The following is a 16,984-nucleotide window of genomic DNA, read 5'->3' as shown; positions in this document are numbered from 1 at the left end:
ATGTCGCTGGAATTCTTCGTCACATCATTGATTGTTGTTTTGCTGCCGGGTACCGGCGTCATCTATACTTTGGCTGTCGGTCTTGGGCGCGGGTTTCGCGCAAGTCTTGCCGCAGCCTTCGGATGCACACTTGGGATCGTTCCGGCGGCCTTGGCCGGCATCATCGGACTTGCAGCCTTGCTGCACACCAGTGCCGTCGCGTTTCAATTCATCAAATATCTTGGCGTCTTGTACTTGTTCTACATGGCATGGGGTATCCTGAAGGACGGCGGTGCCATGGATGTCGCGGCGGAGAAATCCGCAAAAAGCGACTTTGGAATTGCCGTGACAGGAACGCTGATCAACGTTTTGAACCCAAAGTTGTCGCTATTCTTCCTGGCCTTTCTGCCTCAATTCCTGCCGGCGAACGCAGCAAATGCAGGAATGGAACTGGCCAAACTGGCGCTGGCCTTCATGGCCATGACATTTGTTGTTTTTGTCGGGTATGGGGCATGCGCCGCACTGGCGCGGGACTATGTGATCCGGCGCCCTGCTGTGATGGCGTGGATAAAGCGGTGTTTCGCAACCGCTTTTGGTGCATTGGGTGCAAAGCTCGCGCTGTCGGACTGAAGACACTCTGAACGAGTGGCTTCAGAACTCTGCGGCAAGGCGTGTGCCCTGATTGATCGCGCGTTTGGCGTCCAGTTCGGCCGCCACGTCCGCCCCACCGATCACATGCGGGGTGATCCCGCGTTCGATCAGCGCGTCGGCCAGCGACCGCTCGGGCACCTGTCCTGCACACAGAACGATCGTATCCGCCTTGATGACGGTCGGATCGGCGCGCTCTTCTCCGAACGAGACATGCAGCCCCTCGTCGTCTATGCGTTCATAGTTCACGCCGCCCACGAAGTTGACATCCTTCATCTTCAGCGTGGCGCGGTGGATCCAGCCGGTGGTCTTGCCCAGCCCCTTGCCATGCGCCTGCTTCTTGCGCTGCAGCAGCGTGACCTGCCGCTTGGGCGTCTCGGGTTGCGGGCCTTCGGGCGCCAGGCCTGCGCGGTGCTGTTCAGGGTCGGCGACGCCCCATTCCTTCATCCACAAGGGCAGGTCGGTGGTGGGCGAATGGCCTTCCTCCAACAGGTATTCCGACACGTCGAAGCCGATGCCGCCGGCGCCGATCACGGCCACCGATTTGCCCACCGGGGCCTTGTCGCGCAGCACGTCGATATAGTTCACGACATTGTCGCTGTCTTCGCCCGGGATCTGCGGGTCGCGCGGGTTGACGCCCGTGGCGATCACCACCTCATCGAACCCGCCCAGATCGTCGGCGCCGACTTTGCGGCCCAATTCGACCTTGACGCCCAGATCGTTCAGCATGGTGCGGTACCAGTCCACCAAGCCCCAGAACTCTTCCTTGCCCGGCACCTGCTTGGCCATGTTCAGTTGGCCGCCGATCTCGTCGGCCTTATCGAACACGGTCACGTTATGGCCGCGCTCCGCCGCCGTCATCGCCGTGGACAGGCCCGCCGGACCCGCGCCCACGATGGCCACGCGCTTGGGCGTGGCGGCCTTTTCGATCACCAGCTCGGTCTCGTGGCAGGCGCGCGGGTTGACAAGGCAGGATGTCAGCTTGCCGCTGAAGGTGTGATCCAGGCAGGCCTGGTTGCAGGCGATGCAGGGCGCGATCCTGGCCGACTCGCCGGCCATCGCCTTGGCCACGAAATCCGCATCCGCCAGCATCGGCCGCGCCAAAGAGACCATATCGGCACAGCCCTCGGCCAGCACCTGCTCGGCCACATCGGGCGTGTTGATCCGGTTCGAGGTGATGACCGGAATCCCCACCTTGCCCATCAGCTTCTTGGTCACCCAGGAAAAGGCCGCGCGTGGCACGCTGGTGGCGATGGTCGGAATCCGCGCCTCGTGCCAGCCAATGCCAGTGTTGATGATCGTGGCCCCGGCCTTTTCGATCTCCTGCGCCAGTTGCACCACCTCGTCATGGGTCGAGCCGTTGGGTACCAGATCGATCATCGACAGCCGGTAGATGATGATGAAATCGGTTCCCACCGCCACGCGGGTGCGGCGAACCACCTCGATAGCCAAGCGCATGCGGTTCTCATAGGACCCGCCCCAACGGTCTGTGCGCTTGTTGGTGTGGGTCACCAGAAACTGGTTGATGAAATAACCCTCGGACCCCATGATCTCGACCCCGTCATAGCCCGCCTTTTGGGCCAGCACGGCGGCGTTGACGATGTCGCTGATCTGTTTCTCGATGCCGTCCTCGTCCAACTCGTTGGGGGGGAAGGGCGAGATCGGAGACTTCACCGGGCTGGGCGCCACGCATTTCGGCCCATAGGCATAGCGGCCCGCATGCAGGATCTGCATCGCGATCTTGCCACCTGCCTGATGCACACGGTCGGTGACGACGGAATGATTGGCCACGTCCTTGTCGCTGGTCATCATCGCCGCCCCCGGCAGGACCGAGCCTTCAAGGTTCGGCCCGATTCCCCCCGTGACCATCAGCGCCACGCCACCGCGCGCGCGGGCGGCATAGAACTCGGCCACCCGGTTCCAGTCGCCGGTTTCTTCCAACCCGGTATGCATCGAGCCCATCAGGACCCGGTTCTTCAACGTGGTAAAGCCCAGATCCAGTGGTGCCAGCATGTTTGGGTACACAGTCATGGCAAAACTCTCCCTCCTGAATTTGTGCGATAGATTGACGTTCGCGTAAACTTTGTCACGCGAAACCCCACGTCACCCTCTTTGCTGTTGCGCCGGTGGTTGCTAGAGGTGGGCGGAACAACCCGATGAGGCCGCGCATGACCCCCGAAGATATTGCAAAACTGCCCTACCGCCCCTGCGTCGGGCTGATGCTGATGAACGATCAGGGCCAGATCTTTGTCGGACAGCGCAACGACCGCCACACGAACGCCTGGCAAATGCCGCAGGGCGGTGTGGACAAGGGCGAATACCCTCGTGATGCGGCCTTGCGAGAGCTGTTGGAGGAAACCGGAGTCACGGCTAATCTGGTTGAAATCATCGCGGAAACCGAGGGCTGGCTGCCTTATGACCTGCCGCATGACATCGTGCCCAAGATATGGAAGGGCCGCTTCCGCGGGCAGGAGCAGAAATGGTTCCTGATGCGGTATCTGGGAACCGACGATCAGATCGACATCGAAACCGACCACCCCGAGTTCACCTGCTGGAAATGGCAGGAGCCAGACCGGCTGATCGCCGAGATCGTGCCCTTCAAGCGCGAGGTGTATGAGCGCGTGGTCGAGGCTTTTTCCGACTATCTAAGCGAATTCTGATCGCTTGGGTTGCGTTTCAGATTGATCCGCTAGGCGGACAAAGCCGCCATAGACAATCGAAATGAAAGCAGGCTCTGTACTGCCACCAAATTGGTGGCGGTGGGCGCTCTATTCCATTTCGTTCACGTAAACCGCGCCGTTTAGCATAACGAGGTCGATCGTATCGATTGGCTCCCATTCCTCGGGTGCGTCGAACCACTGATCAGTACCGCCGATTACGGTGATGTCCTCAAGCGGGTTCCCATCCACCAGAATAAGATCGGCATATGCTCCAGCCTCAATAACGCCGAGTTTTCCGGCCTGATATGGGTTCCTCGGCCCAGACATCGCGATCATTTCTCCAGCGGTTGAAGTCAATTGCTTCAATACCTCAAAGTTGCTGTCGAACGTCTGAGTTCGCCACCAGATTTCATAACGGCGCGCCCGTTCCGCATCGGCGAATTTGCCGACATAGTCTGAAGCGAAGACGACTTTCACGCCATTTTTCAGAAGGTTGCGTCCAAAATCAGCATACTGCTTCCCAAGTTCCTCAACCAACGGAATTTTGGCTGCTGGCATGAGAGGGTTGCGAGCAAGATCGGGTGAGATACCCCACATTTGCGGCACCATGAAGCCGCCTTCTGCAGCAATTCGTTGCATTGTTTCTTCTGAAATGAAGAAGCCGTGCTCGAACGTTTTCACACCGCAATCAAGCAGGCGATTCACAGCGCGATCAGTGAAGGTGTGTGCCGCAACATATGTTCCCCAATCTGCTGCTGCACCTGTAATTGCGCAGATTTCATCTTCGGTAAATTGCGTGGTGTCAATTGGGTCGAAGCGAGATGAACCTCCGCCGCCGCCCATAATCTTTATCTGCGTTGCACCATTGCGCAGGTTGAGGCGGGTCGCTTTCAGGGCCTCAGGCACACCGTCCACGACGTTGCCAATCCCCATGCGTTCGAAATTTGATAGGTCGCCGGCATCGTGAATGGAGAAGCCTCCGTCGGCGCGATCACGGAAATCCCCGTGGCCAGAAGTTTGCGAGATAAAAGCACCAGACGGATATAAGCGCGGGCCAACCACACGACCTAGATTGATCGCTCTTGCCAGACCAAACGCGGGCCCACCCATGTCTCTGACGGTCGTGAACCCATCTCTGACAAAACGTTCAGAAACTATGACCGCGTTATAGCTGATGTCTGTAATGTCGAGGTCACGCTCGACTGGTCCAAAGTCATCGTTGATCATGACGTGAGCATGGCCATCTATCATTCCGGGCATGAGCGTGCGACCACCCCCATCGATAACCACGGCATCCGCTGCATCGATGGTTCCTGCTGAAACTTCAGAGATCAGGCTACCTTCAACCAGCACACTTCCTGCTGTTAGGCCATTGTTGACGCCATCAAAAATGTTGACGTTCGTAATCAGTGTTTTCTCAGGCCGCTCTGCGTCGAAAATCATCGCGGGCAATTCGCCGGGCGCATAAGCACTTGAAATGTCTGACTGCGCAGCGGCCTCAAATGCCGTGATCGAGACGCTGGCCGCAAGCGCGGCTACTAAGCCAGACTTTGAAATGCTCATGGTGTTTTATCCCCCGCTTTTCCCAAGAGTAACACCAACCGGTTCATCCAAGCAACGAGAGTCCGCCAATTCGCCATGCGCACAAAAAAATAGGTTCCATAGTGAACGTGCCTCAGACGATACGTTCACGCGTGATAACGATGGATTTCACTGACCGCTTCGGGCTCAAAGCAGCCCTTCCTCCCGCAGCAATTCCAGCATATCCGCCTCGGGTCTCGGGCCGATATGGCTGATGACCTCGCGGGCGCAGACATTGCCAATACGGGCGCAGGTCTCGAAATCGCGGCCGGTTGCCATGCCAAACAGGAACCCGGCGGCAAACTGGTCGCCCGCACCTGTTGCATCAACGGGGACGACCTTCTCGACCGGTACGTCAATGCGAGCGTCGCCGTTCATAACCGTCACCCCGTCGCCCGACCGGGTGCAGACCACCAGCGGGCAGATCGCCGACGTGCGCCGCAGCGCCTCTTCCAGGTCGTCGGTTTCGAACAGGGATTTGATCTCGGCCTCGTTGCCGATCACGAAATCCAGCTCGTTTTCAATCAGCAGCAGGAAATCCACCCGGTGCCGTTCCACACAGAACGGGTCGGAAATGGCGATCCCGGCCTTGCCGCCACCCTTGTGACAGGCACGTGCGGCCTCAAGGAATGCCGCCTTGCCCTTCTCTTTGTCGAACAGATATCCCTCAAGGAACATGATCTGGCTGTTTCCAGCGACCTCATCCGAAACGTCCTGAGACGACAGTTCCGAGGAAATGCCCAGATAGGTGTTCATTGACCGCTCACCATCTGGCGAGACAAAGATCATCGAGCGTGACGTCGGCAATTCGCCACCCGGAACAGGCGGGTTCACGAAGTCGACGCCATCTTCATTCATCGCATCTGCATAGAACCGGCCCAGAGCGTCATCGTGTACCCGGCCGATGAATGCTGCATCCAACCCAAGCGCGCCTGCGCCCGCAATGGTATTGGCCACCGAGCCGCCCGGCGTTTGAACTCGGCTTTCCATCGAGGCGTACAGCACCTCGCCGCGTTCCTGTTCGATCAACTGCATGATGCCTTTTTCGATGCCCATCAGCTCCAGAAAGCTGTCATCGGCCTGGGAAATCACGTCCACAACGGCATTTCCGATGCCGGTCAGTTGATAAGTCTTCATAGGGTTTTGTCCTCGAATTGGCAGAGATCACGGATGATGCAGGTCGGGCATTGCGGCTTGCGCGCCTTGCAGTGGTACCGGCCATGCAGGATCAGCCAGTGATGCGCATGAAGTTGAAAGTCAGCGGGAATATTGTCTTCGATGGCGCGTTCGACCGTGTCCACATCCTTGCCGGGGCAAATACCGGTGCGGTTGCCGACGCGAAAGATATGGGTGTCCACCGCCTGCGCCGGTTGCCGCCACCACATGTTCAAAACCACGTTGGCCGTCTTGCGGCCCACACCCGGAAGGGATTGCAGGGCAGCCCGGGAATTGGGAACCTCGCCGCCATATTCGTCAACCAGGATACGGCTGAGCTTGATGACGTTCTTGGCCTTCTGGCGGAACAAGCCAATGGTCTTGATGTGCTCGATCAGGCCGTCCTCGCCCAGATCCAGCATCTTTTGCGGCGTGTCGGCGATCTTGAACAGGTCGCGCGTCGCTTTGTTGACACCCGCATCCGTGGCCTGCGCCGAAAGGGCCACGGCGACGACCAGAGTATAGACGTTCACATGCTCCAGCTCGCCCTTGGGTTCCGGGTCGGCCTTCTGAAAGCGCGTGAAAATCTCGCGGATCGTATGATAGTCGAGTTGCTTTGCCATCCGGGCCTTAATGCCGTCCACCGCGCCCTGACACAAGCACAAAGCCAATGCGCAAGTTCCGGGTCGCGACAGCGTGGCCAGCGCGCTATGGTTTTGTCAGATGATGAGGTGGAACCATGAACGTCCAGACCCCAGAAAGCGGTTATCATTACAACGTCATGCGCCGGGCAATCGAGTTGATCGATCAGGGTGGTGAAGGCCTGAGCCTTGATGAACTGGCACGCCAGATGGATATGAGCCCGGCCCATTTCCAGCGTTTGTTCTCGCGTTGGACCGGAGTGTCACCGAAACGGTATCAACAATACCTGACGCTGGGCCATGCGAAGGCATTGTTGCGTGAACGGTTTACGACATTGGAAACGGCCCACAATGTGGGCCTGTCCGGCAGCGGACGTCTGCATGACCTGTTCCTGACGTGGGAATCCATGAGCCCCGGCGAATATGCCCGCAAAGGCGAAGGTCTGACGATCTATTGGGGGTGGTTCGAATGCCCCTTTGGCCCTGCGCTGGTCATGGGGACCGACAAGGGCATCTGCGGCATTGCCTTCGGCGCCGAGACCGGCGAAGAGGCCGCGATGGAAGACATGATCTCGCGCTGGCCCAAGGCGACGTTTGTCGAAGATCCGATGCGTCTGCGTCGTTGGGCGCTGAGTGCTTTTGGCGCTGCCAGCGACCGGTTGGAGCCGACACCGGTTTTCCTGATCGGATCACCTTTGCAAATCAAGGTGTGGGAAGCGCTGATGCATATCCCGTCCGGGCAGGTCACGACCTATTCCGAGATCGCCCAGCGAGTCGGCTCGCCGCAAGCCGTTCGCGCCGTGGGAACGGCAGTTGGCCGCAACCCGGTCAGTTGGTTGATCCCCTGCCATCGGGCATTGCGCAAATCAGGTGGTCTGGGGGGCTATCACTGGGGCTTGCCTGTCAAGCGTGCCATGCTGGCCTATGAGGCGGCGCAGGCAGACGCCTGATTGACAGACGGCCCGGCCGCTGCCAAAAAGGCACCTCAGGTTCGGGTCCCCTGCCGTTCGCGGCCATTGGCTTTGGTGAAACCCGGTTTGAAAAGCATCTGTTGCCCTTTCCCGGCGCGCGGATGGAAATGCGAGCCCCGTCCTGACTTCGCGCCCGTTCAAGGACACGAGGCACATGATGATACGATCCCAAACCGTTGCTCCGGTTGAAGAGCTGAAAGCGCAGGCGAAACGCCTGCGGGAAGACTTGAAAACGAAGGGCGTTTCGCTGTCGCACAGTGCGGCATTGGAACTGTTGGCCCATCAGCATGGCGTTCGAGACTGGAACACCTTGCACGCAATGGCCGGAAACCGGATGCATCTGCGCGTGGGTGATCGGGTCGAAGGGCGCTATCTGGGTCAGGCGTTCACGGCCGAAATTCGCGGTCTGACCATGCTTGGCGATGGCGCGCGTCGCCGAGTGACCCTGCATTTCGATACGCCGGTCGATGTGGTGCGCTTTGACAGCTTTTCTGCATTTCGACAGCGCGTCACCGGCGAGATTGGGTGGGACGGTCAATCCCAGCGCCGCACGTCCGATGGCGTACCCCAGCTTGTGGTGCGGCCCCTATAGGGGGTTGCGGGCGGGGCCAACCGCGTTGCCCCGCCCGATCTGTCTGCTTTGCAGGTAAGTTACTCTGCCGCCCAACCACCGACAGCTTTGATCTCGAGGAAGTCCTCAAGCCCAAAGACGCCGCCTTCACGCCCGTTGCCGGATTGCTTCATGCCGCCGAACGGTGAGCCCGCGCTGCGCGATTGTCCGTTCATTTCGACCATGCCCGACCGCAGCGCCCGCGCCATGCGATTGGCACGCGCGCCGTCCTGCGTCTGAACATAGTTGGTCAGGCCATAGGGTGTATCATTGGCGATTTCGACAGCCTCTTCTTCGGTGTCGAAGGGGATCATGGCCAGAACCGGGCCAAAGATTTCTTCGCGGGCGATGGTCATCTGGTTGTTTGCATCGGCTAAGACCGTGGGGCGGACATAGTAGCCCTTGTTCAGCCCCTCTGGCCGTCCGGTGCCGCCTGCGACCAGCCGCGCCCCTTCATCGATGCCCTTCTGGATCAGGTCCTGAATCTTGGTCCACTGAACTTCATTCACCACCGGTCCGATATGGCGGCCTTCCTCTGAGGCAGGGCCAACCTTGACCATGTTTGCGACCTCGGCCGCGGTTTCCACAGCCTTGTCATAGATCGGGCGCTGCACCAGCATCCGACTGGGGGCGTTGCAGCTTTGGCCGGTGTTTTGCATCATGTGCAGCACCCCACGCTTGACCGCTTTTTCGTCCGCGTCCTCAAAGATGACGTTGGCCCCTTTGCCTCCTAGCTCAAGATGTACTTTCTTGAGGGTATCAGCCGCATTTTTGGAAATCGCGGTGCCTGCGCGGGTCGAGCCGGTGAAGCTGACCATGTCTACATCCGGATGGCCCGAAAGTTGCGAACCAACCCCCGCGCCGTCGCCGTTGACCAGATTGAACACACCGGGCGGGAAGCCTGCCTCGCCCATCATCTCGGCAAAGATCATCGCGTTCAGCGGGCTTTGTTCCGACGGTTTCAGCACCATGGTGCAGCCCGCAATCGCAGCAGCCCCAACCTTGAGCGTGATCTGGTTCATCGGCCAGTTCCACGGCGTGATCAAAGCGGCAACGCCTACCGCCTCGTAAATGATGCGATCATTCGGCGCATGATCCCCCAGCGGGCGTTCAAATTCAAACGACCTGGCGGCGCGGATGAAGTTCTTCAGGTGATAGATGCCGGCACCCGCCTGCGCCGAGCGCGCCAGATCGATCGGGGCGCCCATTTCCAGCGACATCGCCTGCGCCAGATCCTCTGCCCGGGCTGCATAGAGTTCGACCAGTTTTTCCACCAGCGCGATGCGGGTTTCCACTGGCGTGGCCATCCAGCCCGGCAGGGCGGCCTTAGCCGCGGCAACGGCCGCATTCGTGTCGGCTTCGGCGCCAAGCGAGATCACAGCGCAGGGGTCTTCGGTTGACGGGTTGATGACCTCGAAGTCATTGGGCTGCGATGGGGCCACCCACTGACCATTAATATAGAAATCCCGCTTTTCGATCATCCTGAGCCCTCCTGAAGGTCTGCCTGAAATCGGCTGTTCGGGGCCACTCTGTCACCCATGCACAGGCTGAGCAATAGTGAATTTGATCAAATTATTTTCTGGCAATGCCCACGAAATCCGTATCCTCAAGCGCGATGGACGGTTTAACCTGCACACAAAGTGATTAGGTTCCAAACAACCGATTCAGGTTTTTCACAGAGAAGGAGATGCCCCATGGGTTTGCGTATCAACGACACCGTTCCGAATTTCACGGCAGAAACGGATCAGGGCACCATTCAGTTTCACGACTGGATTGGCGATAGCTGGGCCATTCTGTTCTCGCACCCAAAGGATTTCACACCTGTATGCACCACCGAGTTTTCGGCCGTTGCGCAGTTGAATGACGAATGGGCCGCGCGCAACACCAAGGTGATCGGCGTATCGGTCGATGGTGTCGAAGACCACAAAAAGTGGAAGAAGGACATTGAGGAATACGGCAAGGCCGAACCCGGCTTTCCGATCATCGCCGACGACGGTCTGGCTGTGTCCAAGGCTTTCGACATGCTGCCCGCCGAAGCATATCTGCCCGACGGCCGTACACCGGCTGACAGTGCCACGGTGCGTTCCGTCTTTATCATCGGACCGGACAAGCAGCTGAAGCTGTCGATGACCTACCCTATGACCGTGGGCCGGAACTTTGCCGAAATTCTGCGCGCGCTAGACGGTTTGCAGATGTCGGCCAAGGGCGTTGCGACACCTGCCAACTGGGTGCCGGGTGAAGACGTGATCATCCCGCCAACCGTGTCGAACGAAGACGCCAAGGCCAAGTTTGGCGAGTTCGAAACGATCTTCCCCTATCTGCGCAAGACCAAAGCGCCGTCGTAAGCCGGTTGCCGGGTCAGGGGGGCTGTCTGCCCCCCATCGTGCCCGCAGGCACGATTCCCCCCGAGGATATTTTTAGCCAGATGAAGCAGGCGGTTGTTGCAGGTCGAGCGACCACCGAGATGTCCTGCGCGTACTGCATTTTCGGGGTTTTCCGGGTGCCCCCGCGCCTGAGGCGCGAGGGCAAAGAGGTGCAGGAAACCGGAGAGAAACCTGACACCCGAAGCAATCAGAAATTATGGCGAAGTCCGAAATTGATGCTGAAAGTATCCAGATCGTCCTCTACGTTGCCGGTCAAAGCTCCGTTGGGGGCCAGGCGCTGCGACGAAACATCAAAGGCGCGGGCGTAACGGGCGTCAATCGTGAACGCTGTCGACGGGTTGATGTCATATGCCACACCGGCGATCAGCTGGGCGGCCAAGGTGGTGTCGGTGTCGTCCAGCGCCACACCCGGCCCGTAAGAAAAATCCAGATTCGAATAGGTGGCACCCAGCCCAAACCCGGCAAACGGTGTCAGCGCGCCGGCCTGTTTGAAATCGAACAGCAGATTGGCAAATAACGAGGTCTGCGTGACGTCGCCCGAGATATTGCCCTCGGGCCCCGGACCATAGCCGGTAAAGTTTACACCATCCACGTCACTGTCGCGATATGACAGTTCCAGCTCGATCCGCGTTCCGATGATATCGTTGGACCATTGCGGGATTTCCTTGCCTACCGCGAGGCCCAGTCCGAAACCTGCGTCGAATTCGGTATCGACCGATTGCGTCGCGCCACCGATCGTCCCGGTGAAATCGCTGTCCTGTAGCTGGCTGTAGCCGATGAAGCCGTGAATATAGGTGCCGTCGCCCAGGCTCTGCGCGGCAAGCGCCGTTGCGTTGATCGCCAGAGCTGAAGAGGCGAGAATGAGGCGCGTGAACATAACCATCTCCAGTGTTCCAAAGTCCGCATGCCATGGATGTGGACGAGGCTGGCCCAAAAAGAAAGGCGCCGGGCCTTCACTTCGTTTCACAGGTTTTTAGGAATGTGTGAGTGAATAGACACGAGGCTCTGCCACTGTTTCAGGGCACATCCTTGACCAACGGTTCTGACAGGAGTTCGTCGACAAAGAAACTGAGCAACTGCACCCTGCTGGAAACGCCCGCCTTTCGATAGACCGCAGCGCTTTGGGCCTTGATCGTCCCTTCTTTCGTCTGTCGCATTCCGGCGATTTCCGCGATGGAAAGCTCCTTGATCGTCAGCATGGCAACGTCACGCTCAGCCTCACTAAGCTGCCACGCGCTGAACTGGGTTTCGATGACCTGGGCAAAAGCCCCTTGCGCCACTTGCAGTTGCCGCTGCATGTCGCGCACCCGTCTGGACTGGGAACGGATCAGGGCGATCGTGGCGCTCAGGCCGCCGACAAGCGCCAGCGACAAAAACAGCTCGAACGAATGAAGGTGACGAAATCCCGCGCCGTCGCCGCCTGTCCAATCCAGCAGCGCATCCGTCATGAAAAAGGCGGCGCAGAGGGCCTGCACCACCAGAAGAAGCCAGAGCAAAGACGTTTGAGTAACTTTCATGCGGCCCCATGGACGTTGCGGGTTCAGTCGTCGTCCTCTTCGAGCTCGATGGCTGTCACCACCCCGTCCGTGTCAGACAGAACCAGTTCAGTTTCCACGCCATCCTTGGTGAGTTCAACCTCGATCTTCCCACCTTCGAATTCGATCTCTTCGATCTGGTACCCCTGGGCTTCAAGCGCCGCGCGGATATCGGCTTCGCTTGTGCCCAATTTGTCGCCCAGTCCGACATTGGCCAAAGCAAGAACTGGTGCGGTTGCGATCAATCCCGTCAGTGTCAGCAGTTTCAAGGTTTCCATATCGCATCTCCTTTTTGCGTTGTGGCGATGCAGTGGAACTGGGGATGGCAGAGGCGCCCTGCGATTGGTTTTTGGTTGAAACAGGGTGAATAGAACCAAGGTTTAGGCCATTCGCAGCCGTTTGCGCGCGTCAGGTTCAGATTGCAATCAAGTTGTGCTAGTTTGTTTTGCGGAAACATACGGGCATGGGACCAACGATGTCGGGCTTTCTGACTGTCCTGAACAGGAGAAAACCATGGCTTTTACAGATTGGTACGTCGAGGGAGAAAGCTTCGGAAACTGCAACTGCGGCTATGCCTGCCCCTGCCAGTTCGAGGAATTGCCGACGCATGGCGATTGCCGCGGCTTCGAGGTGCTTGAAATATCCACTGGATATTTTGGCGAAACGGATCTGAGTGGAACCAAGGCTGCGTTGATCTATGCATGGCCCGGGCCAATATTCGAGGGTGGCGGTGAAATGCAGGTGATCGTCGACCCCGCGGCCTCACCGGCGCAGCGCGATGCGCTAGAAAAAGTCTTTCACGGCGAAGAAACCGAAGAGATGGCAACCCATTGGTACGTGTTCCGAGCCATGTGTGAGACGGTGCACGACACGCTGTACCTGCCGATCGAGCTTAAGATGGATATCGAAGGACGAACAGCCAGCGTTGCCGTTGGCGACGTTCTAAAGTCGACCGGGCGCCCGATTCAGGCCCCGCATGGTGGCGGCGAACACCGTGTACGCATCGATATTCCCGGCGGGATCGAATTCACCATTGCCGAGATCGGCAGCGCCTCGACCCGAGCTTATGCGGCGATCAAACTGGATCTGAAAGACAGCTACGGCCAGTGGCACCTGTTGAAACATGGCCCCGGTGGCGTCGCGCACTGACCTGCGGTCAGGCGGCTTTCGCGGATTCATCGGGGCGGATCTTCCAGCCCGGAACCGCCAGATCCGCCGACAGCACCCGGACTTCGAAGGGTTTGAGGACCGGCAATGCGGTCGAACCGTAACAGCCTTCACCATTGGCCAGTTCCGGGAACAGTTCGAACAGCTCGCTTCGGGTGGCGGGTGCCATTGCCCTAAGACTTGTGTCACCGGGGTAAAAGGACTCGGACCAGAGTCCTTCGACATTTACCAACTCATGCTGATCAAAGAGGATATGAATGTACTCCACCCCATGTGCGGGCGTTTCCTGAACGATGGTATGCCCATTGATCAGCCCCTTTGCGGGGGCCAGCATCGCCGGCTCGCAATGCATAAGCTCCATCATGGTCGAGGTCACGGCAATCCGGTGCTGTGGGGAAATGACGAGATCGCGGCTTGGGCTGTTCGGCCCGAAACAGCCCGCCTTGATCCGTACAGGGGACAGGTGCGTGTTTCGCCGCAACTCAGCCGCGGACAACCGGCGCTTGCCGATCCAGCGGACCGGGCGTGCTTGGCCGCCGGCGGTGATGACCGGGTCGCCGGGCTCCAGCGCCTCGACCCTGCGCAGCCCAGTCGGTGTCTGGATCAGAGATCCTGTGGTGAAACACACGAAAGAAGGCAAAGTGTCATACGCGGATGACGGCGCGGTGCCGGCAAAACTGGTATCTGAAATCGTGTCATTCAGTTCGGCCTGACCCGAAGTGACTATGATGTAACGCGGGTTTGAAAACTGGATCAGGATGAACGTGACCGGCGCGCCATCGACCGTGCCTGTGTAGTTTTCGAAAGTACTGAAATTCTGGGTCGAGCCGGAAAAGCCGGGAAGAGACGCGAGGTCAAGTTGCGAGCTGCCATCCGGGTCGGGATCTTGCAGCAGGGCGTCATTATCCGTGACTTCGACCGAATACGCAGCAGTAATATCAACACTGCGGTTGCTGAACGGGTCTGCGCTGATTTCGTAAACAGTAATCGATGCCACGGTCGAACAGCTTCCTTGAAAACGGCAATATCCCCCTTAAGGTTGAGCTAATACACGCAATAAGTGTTAATAATTGATTTACCAAAGTTGCGGCGCAGTTAACCGTCCTGTGCCGCGCAAACAAAAAGGCCCCGGATGAAACCGGGGCCTTCCGCTGTCTGTCAGAGGGGCAGATTACTCTGCGTTTTCCTCTTTCTTTTCTTTCTTTTCCGGAACGATCTCTTCGCCGGTTTCCTGATCGACGACTTTCATCGACAGGCGCACCTTGCCGCGATCGTCAAAGCCCAGCAATTTGACTTTGACTTCCTGACCTTCTTTCAGAACATCCGACGGATGGTTCAGGCGGCGGTTTTCGATCTGGGACACGTGCACCAGACCGTCGCGCTTGCCAAAGAAGTTCACGAAGGCACCGAAGTCGACGATCTTGACCACTTTACCGGTGTAGATCTGGCCCTCTTCCGGCTCAGCAACGATCGAGTGGATCATCTCATAGGCTTTCTTGATCGACTCCCCATCGGGCGAGGCGATCTTGATGACACCGTCGTCGTTGATGTCGACCTTGGCACCCGAAACCTCGACGATCTCGCGGATGACCTTGCCGCCTGAACCGATCACTTCACGGATCTTGTCGGTCGGGATGTTCATTGTCTCGATGCGCGGGGCGTGGACCGAGAAATCGTTGGTCTCGGACAGGGCTTTGCCCATCTCGCCCAGAATGTGCATCCGGCCTTCCTTGGCCTGTGCCAGGGCGGTTTCCATGATCTGAGGCGTGATGCCGGCAACCTTGATGTCCATCTGGAGCGAGGTGATGCCGTTTTCGGTGCCCGCAACCTTGAAGTCCATGTCGCCCAGGTGGTCTTCGTCACCCAGGATGTCGGTCAGAACAGCGTATTCACCGTCATCTTCCAGGATCAGACCCATGGCCACACCGGCAACTGGCGCTTTCAGCGGAACACCCGCATCCATCATCGACAGCGAACCGCCGCAGACAGAGGCCATCGAGCTTGAGCCGTTGGATTCAGTGATCTCGGACACCACGCGAATGGTGTAGGGGAAATCGGTCGGCGCAGGCAGAACCGCCTGAAGCGCGCGCCATGCCAGTTTGCCGTGGCCGATCTCGCGACGGCCGGGCGAACCAACGCGGCCCACTTCACCCACCGAATACGGAGGGAAGTTGTAGTGCAGCAGGAAGTTCGATTTGAAGTTGCCGTGCAGCGCGTCGATGAATTGCTCATCGTCGCCGGTGCCCAGCGTGGTCACGGCCAGCGCCTGTGTTTCACCGCGGGTGAACAGGGCAGAACCGTGGGTCCGGGGCAGAATCGAGGTTTCTGCAACGATCGAGCGGACATCGGTGGTCGAACGACCGTCGATCCGCTTGCCGCCCCTGACGACGTCGCCGCGCAGAATGCCGGCTTCCAGCTTTTTCATCGCGGAACCGAGGTTGCCGTCTTCCAGCTGCTCTTCGGTCAGCGCCTCTTTGATCGCTTCGCGGGCGGCGGCAACAGCGGCGGTGCGCTCTTGCTTGTCGGTGATCGCGAAGGCGGCGCGCATCTGCTCTTCACCGGCGGCCTTAACGGCGGCATAAAGCTCGGAGTAATCCGGCGCCTGGAAGTCAAACGGCTCTTTCGCGGCTTCTTCCGCCAGCGAGATGATCAGGTCGATGACCGGTTGGATCTGCTCATGCGCAAAGTTTACCGCACCCAGCATTTCCGCTTCGGACAGTTCGTACGCTTCCGATTCCACCATCATCACGGCGTCTTTGGTGCCGGCCACAACCAGGTCCAGACGCTGTTCGGGGTTCAGGCGCAGGTCCTGCATGTCGTCCACGGTCGGGTTCAGGACATATTCACCGTCGGTGTATCCCACGCGGCAGCCCGCGATCGGGCCCATGAACGGTGCGCCCGAGATGGTCAGAGCAGCCGAAGCAGCAATCATCGCAACGATGTCGGGATCGTTGACCAGATCGTGGCTCAGCACGGTACACATCACCAGGACTTCGTTTTTGAAGCCGTCAACGAACAACGGACGGATCGGACGGTCGATCAGACGCGCGGTCAGCGTCTCTTTTTCGGTCGGGCGCGCTTCGCGCTTGAAGAAGCCACCCGGAACCTTGCCGGCGGCATAGTATTTCTCTTGGTAATGCACGGTCAGCGGGAAAAAGTCCTGGCCGGGCTTCTGTTCCTTGGCGAAGGTCACGTTGGCCATGACGCTGGTTTCGCCCAGGGTGGCAATCACGCTGCCGTCAGCCTGACGGGCAACCTTGCCGGTTTCCAGTGTAAGCGTTTCCTCGCCCCACTGCATCGATTTCTTCGTTACATCAAACATATGCGTATCCTAGATGGGAGCACTCCCGCCCCTGCGGGTCTCCCGTTTTGCGTGGCGGCCCCATTGCCGCCGACCCCAATTTATCTTCCATTCGAGTGCCGAGGTCAGGGCACAACGTCTCAGATACCGCGCGCATACATGAGAATGCGTTGGAAGGAAAGAGAAACTGCATCGGATGGCCGTTTCATGCCGGGACTGGCTTGTGCTGCCACCGGGTGCAAAAGATTCAAGCCCGAACAACGATCAACTTATCAAGTCGCGGTTCGTTTTCCACGAGCGGGATTACGGGAACACAGAACAATCTGTAGCGCTAACATATCTGCAGTCGAAT

Annotated in this window: 15 protein-coding genes and 1 pseudogene; 6 read left to right on the top strand and 10 right to left on the bottom strand. The window is 58.7% G+C overall.

Annotation, left to right across the window (positions count from 1 at the left end):
- Positions 1-609: a LysE family translocator gene (locus ACR0I0_RS14585; RefSeq protein WP_210093663.1), complete on the top strand. Its 609-nt coding sequence runs from the start codon at positions 1-3 to the stop codon at positions 607-609.
- Between the two features lie 21 nt (positions 610-630).
- Here ACR0I0_RS14585 and ACR0I0_RS14580 read toward each other — a convergent pair whose 3' ends face one another.
- The gene (locus ACR0I0_RS14580) at positions 631-2,658 is read right to left on the bottom strand and encodes an FAD-dependent oxidoreductase (RefSeq protein WP_480491996.1); all 2,028 of its coding nucleotides are present in this window, start codon (positions 2,656-2,658) and stop codon (positions 631-633) included.
- A 137-nt stretch (positions 2,659-2,795) separates the two neighbouring features.
- Between ACR0I0_RS14580 and ACR0I0_RS14575 the strand changes: the two genes are divergently transcribed.
- Positions 2,796-3,287, top strand: a complete 492-nt coding sequence (locus tag ACR0I0_RS14575; protein ID WP_480491994.1) for an RNA pyrophosphohydrolase — start codon at positions 2,796-2,798, stop codon at positions 3,285-3,287.
- Positions 3,288-3,395: 108 nt separating this feature from the next.
- Here ACR0I0_RS14575 and ACR0I0_RS14570 read toward each other — a convergent pair whose 3' ends face one another.
- The 3 genes from ACR0I0_RS14570 to nth all read right to left on the bottom strand — a co-directional run bounded on the left by ACR0I0_RS14570 (position 3,396) and on the right by nth (position 6,646).
- Positions 3,396-4,850, bottom strand: coding sequence for a metal-dependent hydrolase family protein (locus ACR0I0_RS14570; protein ID WP_480491992.1), 1,455 nt, complete (start codon positions 4,848-4,850; stop codon positions 3,396-3,398).
- Between the two features lie 165 nt (positions 4,851-5,015).
- Positions 5,016-6,005: an adenosine kinase gene (locus ACR0I0_RS14565; RefSeq protein WP_171724688.1), complete on the bottom strand. Its 990-nt coding sequence runs from the start codon at positions 6,003-6,005 to the stop codon at positions 5,016-5,018.
- The gene (gene nth / locus ACR0I0_RS14560; RefSeq protein WP_171637323.1) at positions 6,002-6,646 is read right to left on the bottom strand and encodes an endonuclease III; all 645 of its coding nucleotides are present in this window, start codon (positions 6,644-6,646) and stop codon (positions 6,002-6,004) included. Before nth ends, ACR0I0_RS14565 begins: the two co-directional genes overlap by 4 nt.
- 116 nt (positions 6,647-6,762) lie before the next feature.
- Here nth and ACR0I0_RS14555 point away from each other — a divergent pair, with 116 nt between their 5' ends.
- The gene (locus ACR0I0_RS14555) at positions 6,763-7,614 is read left to right on the top strand and encodes a bifunctional helix-turn-helix domain-containing protein/methylated-DNA--[protein]-cysteine S-methyltransferase (RefSeq protein WP_480491990.1); all 852 of its coding nucleotides are present in this window, start codon (positions 6,763-6,765) and stop codon (positions 7,612-7,614) included.
- Between the two features lie 175 nt (positions 7,615-7,789).
- Positions 7,790-8,227 (top strand): glyoxalase superfamily protein, encoded by a 438-nt coding sequence (locus tag ACR0I0_RS14550; protein ID WP_371732282.1) that lies wholly within the window; start codon positions 7,790-7,792, stop codon positions 8,225-8,227.
- A gap of 59 nt (positions 8,228-8,286) precedes the next feature.
- Here the strand turns inward: ACR0I0_RS14550 and ACR0I0_RS14545 are convergent, their stop codons facing one another.
- Positions 8,287-9,726: an aldehyde dehydrogenase family protein gene (locus ACR0I0_RS14545; protein WP_480491988.1), complete on the bottom strand. Its 1,440-nt coding sequence runs from the start codon at positions 9,724-9,726 to the stop codon at positions 8,287-8,289.
- Positions 9,727-9,939: 213 nt separating this feature from the next.
- Here ACR0I0_RS14545 and ACR0I0_RS14540 point away from each other — a divergent pair, with 213 nt between their 5' ends.
- Positions 9,940-10,590: a peroxiredoxin gene (locus ACR0I0_RS14540; protein WP_171637316.1), complete on the top strand. Its 651-nt coding sequence runs from the start codon at positions 9,940-9,942 to the stop codon at positions 10,588-10,590.
- 226 nt (positions 10,591-10,816) lie between these two features.
- Here the strand turns inward: ACR0I0_RS14540 and ACR0I0_RS14535 are convergent, their stop codons facing one another.
- The 3 genes from ACR0I0_RS14535 to ACR0I0_RS14525 all read right to left on the bottom strand — a co-directional run bounded on the left by ACR0I0_RS14535 (position 10,817) and on the right by ACR0I0_RS14525 (position 12,442).
- On the bottom strand, positions 10,817-11,506 hold the full coding sequence (locus tag ACR0I0_RS14535; protein WP_480491986.1) for an outer membrane protein: 690 nt from the start codon (positions 11,504-11,506) through the stop codon (positions 10,817-10,819).
- Between the two features lie 139 nt (positions 11,507-11,645).
- The gene (locus ACR0I0_RS14530) at positions 11,646-12,146 is read right to left on the bottom strand and encodes a helix-turn-helix transcriptional regulator (protein WP_480491985.1); all 501 of its coding nucleotides are present in this window, start codon (positions 12,144-12,146) and stop codon (positions 11,646-11,648) included.
- A 23-nt stretch (positions 12,147-12,169) separates the two neighbouring features.
- On the bottom strand, positions 12,170-12,442 hold the full coding sequence (locus tag ACR0I0_RS14525; protein WP_171233448.1) for a PepSY domain-containing protein: 273 nt from the start codon (positions 12,440-12,442) through the stop codon (positions 12,170-12,172).
- Positions 12,443-12,677: 235 nt separating this feature from the next.
- Between ACR0I0_RS14525 and ACR0I0_RS14520 the strand changes: the two genes are divergently transcribed.
- Positions 12,678-13,313, top strand: a complete 636-nt coding sequence (locus ACR0I0_RS14520) for a DUF1326 domain-containing protein (RefSeq protein ID WP_171637310.1) — start codon at positions 12,678-12,680, stop codon at positions 13,311-13,313.
- Between the two features lie 214 nt (positions 13,314-13,527).
- On the opposite strand, the pseudogene ACR0I0_RS14515 reads toward ACR0I0_RS14520, so the two are convergent.
- Positions 13,528-13,959: pseudogene (locus tag ACR0I0_RS14515) on the bottom strand (Hint domain-containing protein); the annotation flags it as partial.
- Positions 13,960-14,502: 543 nt separating this feature from the next.
- On the bottom strand, positions 14,503-16,653 hold the full coding sequence (gene pnp / locus ACR0I0_RS14510; RefSeq protein ID WP_480491983.1) for a polyribonucleotide nucleotidyltransferase: 2,151 nt from the start codon (positions 16,651-16,653) through the stop codon (positions 14,503-14,505).
- Positions 16,654-16,984: the final 331 nt, after the last annotated feature.

This window comes from Ruegeria sp. AG6, from assembly GCF_056541565.1.
The sequence above is the reverse complement of the archived record's forward strand: the minus strand, read 5'-3'. Positions and strand labels throughout refer to the sequence as shown.

Excerpts from the sequence above, each read along its gene's own strand:
- ACR0I0_RS14585 (WP_210093663.1), top strand. The coding sequence starts at position 1 with ATGTCGCTGGAATTCTTCGTCACATCATTGATTGTTGTTTTGCTGCCG.
- ACR0I0_RS14580 (WP_480491996.1), bottom strand. The coding sequence starts at position 2,658 with ATGACTGTGTACCCAAACATGCTGGCACCACTGGATCTGGGCTTTACC.
- ACR0I0_RS14575 (WP_480491994.1), top strand. The coding sequence starts at position 2,796 with ATGACCCCCGAAGATATTGCAAAACTGCCCTACCGCCCCTGCGTCGGG.
- ACR0I0_RS14570 (WP_480491992.1), bottom strand. The coding sequence starts at position 4,850 with ATGAGCATTTCAAAGTCTGGCTTAGTAGCCGCGCTTGCGGCCAGCGTC.
- ACR0I0_RS14565 (WP_171724688.1), bottom strand. The coding sequence starts at position 6,005 with ATGAAGACTTATCAACTGACCGGCATCGGAAATGCCGTTGTGGACGTG.
- nth (WP_171637323.1), bottom strand. The coding sequence starts at position 6,646 with ATGGCAAAGCAACTCGACTATCATACGATCCGCGAGATTTTCACGCGC.
- ACR0I0_RS14555 (WP_480491990.1), top strand. The coding sequence starts at position 6,763 with ATGAACGTCCAGACCCCAGAAAGCGGTTATCATTACAACGTCATGCGC.
- ACR0I0_RS14550 (WP_371732282.1), top strand. The coding sequence starts at position 7,790 with ATGATGATACGATCCCAAACCGTTGCTCCGGTTGAAGAGCTGAAAGCG.
- ACR0I0_RS14545 (WP_480491988.1), bottom strand. The coding sequence starts at position 9,726 with ATGATCGAAAAGCGGGATTTCTATATTAATGGTCAGTGGGTGGCCCCA.
- ACR0I0_RS14540 (WP_171637316.1), top strand. The coding sequence starts at position 9,940 with ATGGGTTTGCGTATCAACGACACCGTTCCGAATTTCACGGCAGAAACG.
- ACR0I0_RS14535 (WP_480491986.1), bottom strand. The coding sequence starts at position 11,506 with ATGTTCACGCGCCTCATTCTCGCCTCTTCAGCTCTGGCGATCAACGCA.
- ACR0I0_RS14530 (WP_480491985.1), bottom strand. The coding sequence starts at position 12,146 with ATGAAAGTTACTCAAACGTCTTTGCTCTGGCTTCTTCTGGTGGTGCAG.
- ACR0I0_RS14525 (WP_171233448.1), bottom strand. The coding sequence starts at position 12,442 with ATGGAAACCTTGAAACTGCTGACACTGACGGGATTGATCGCAACCGCA.
- ACR0I0_RS14520 (WP_171637310.1), top strand. The coding sequence starts at position 12,678 with ATGGCTTTTACAGATTGGTACGTCGAGGGAGAAAGCTTCGGAAACTGC.
- pnp (WP_480491983.1), bottom strand. The coding sequence starts at position 16,653 with ATGTTTGATGTAACGAAGAAATCGATGCAGTGGGGCGAGGAAACGCTT.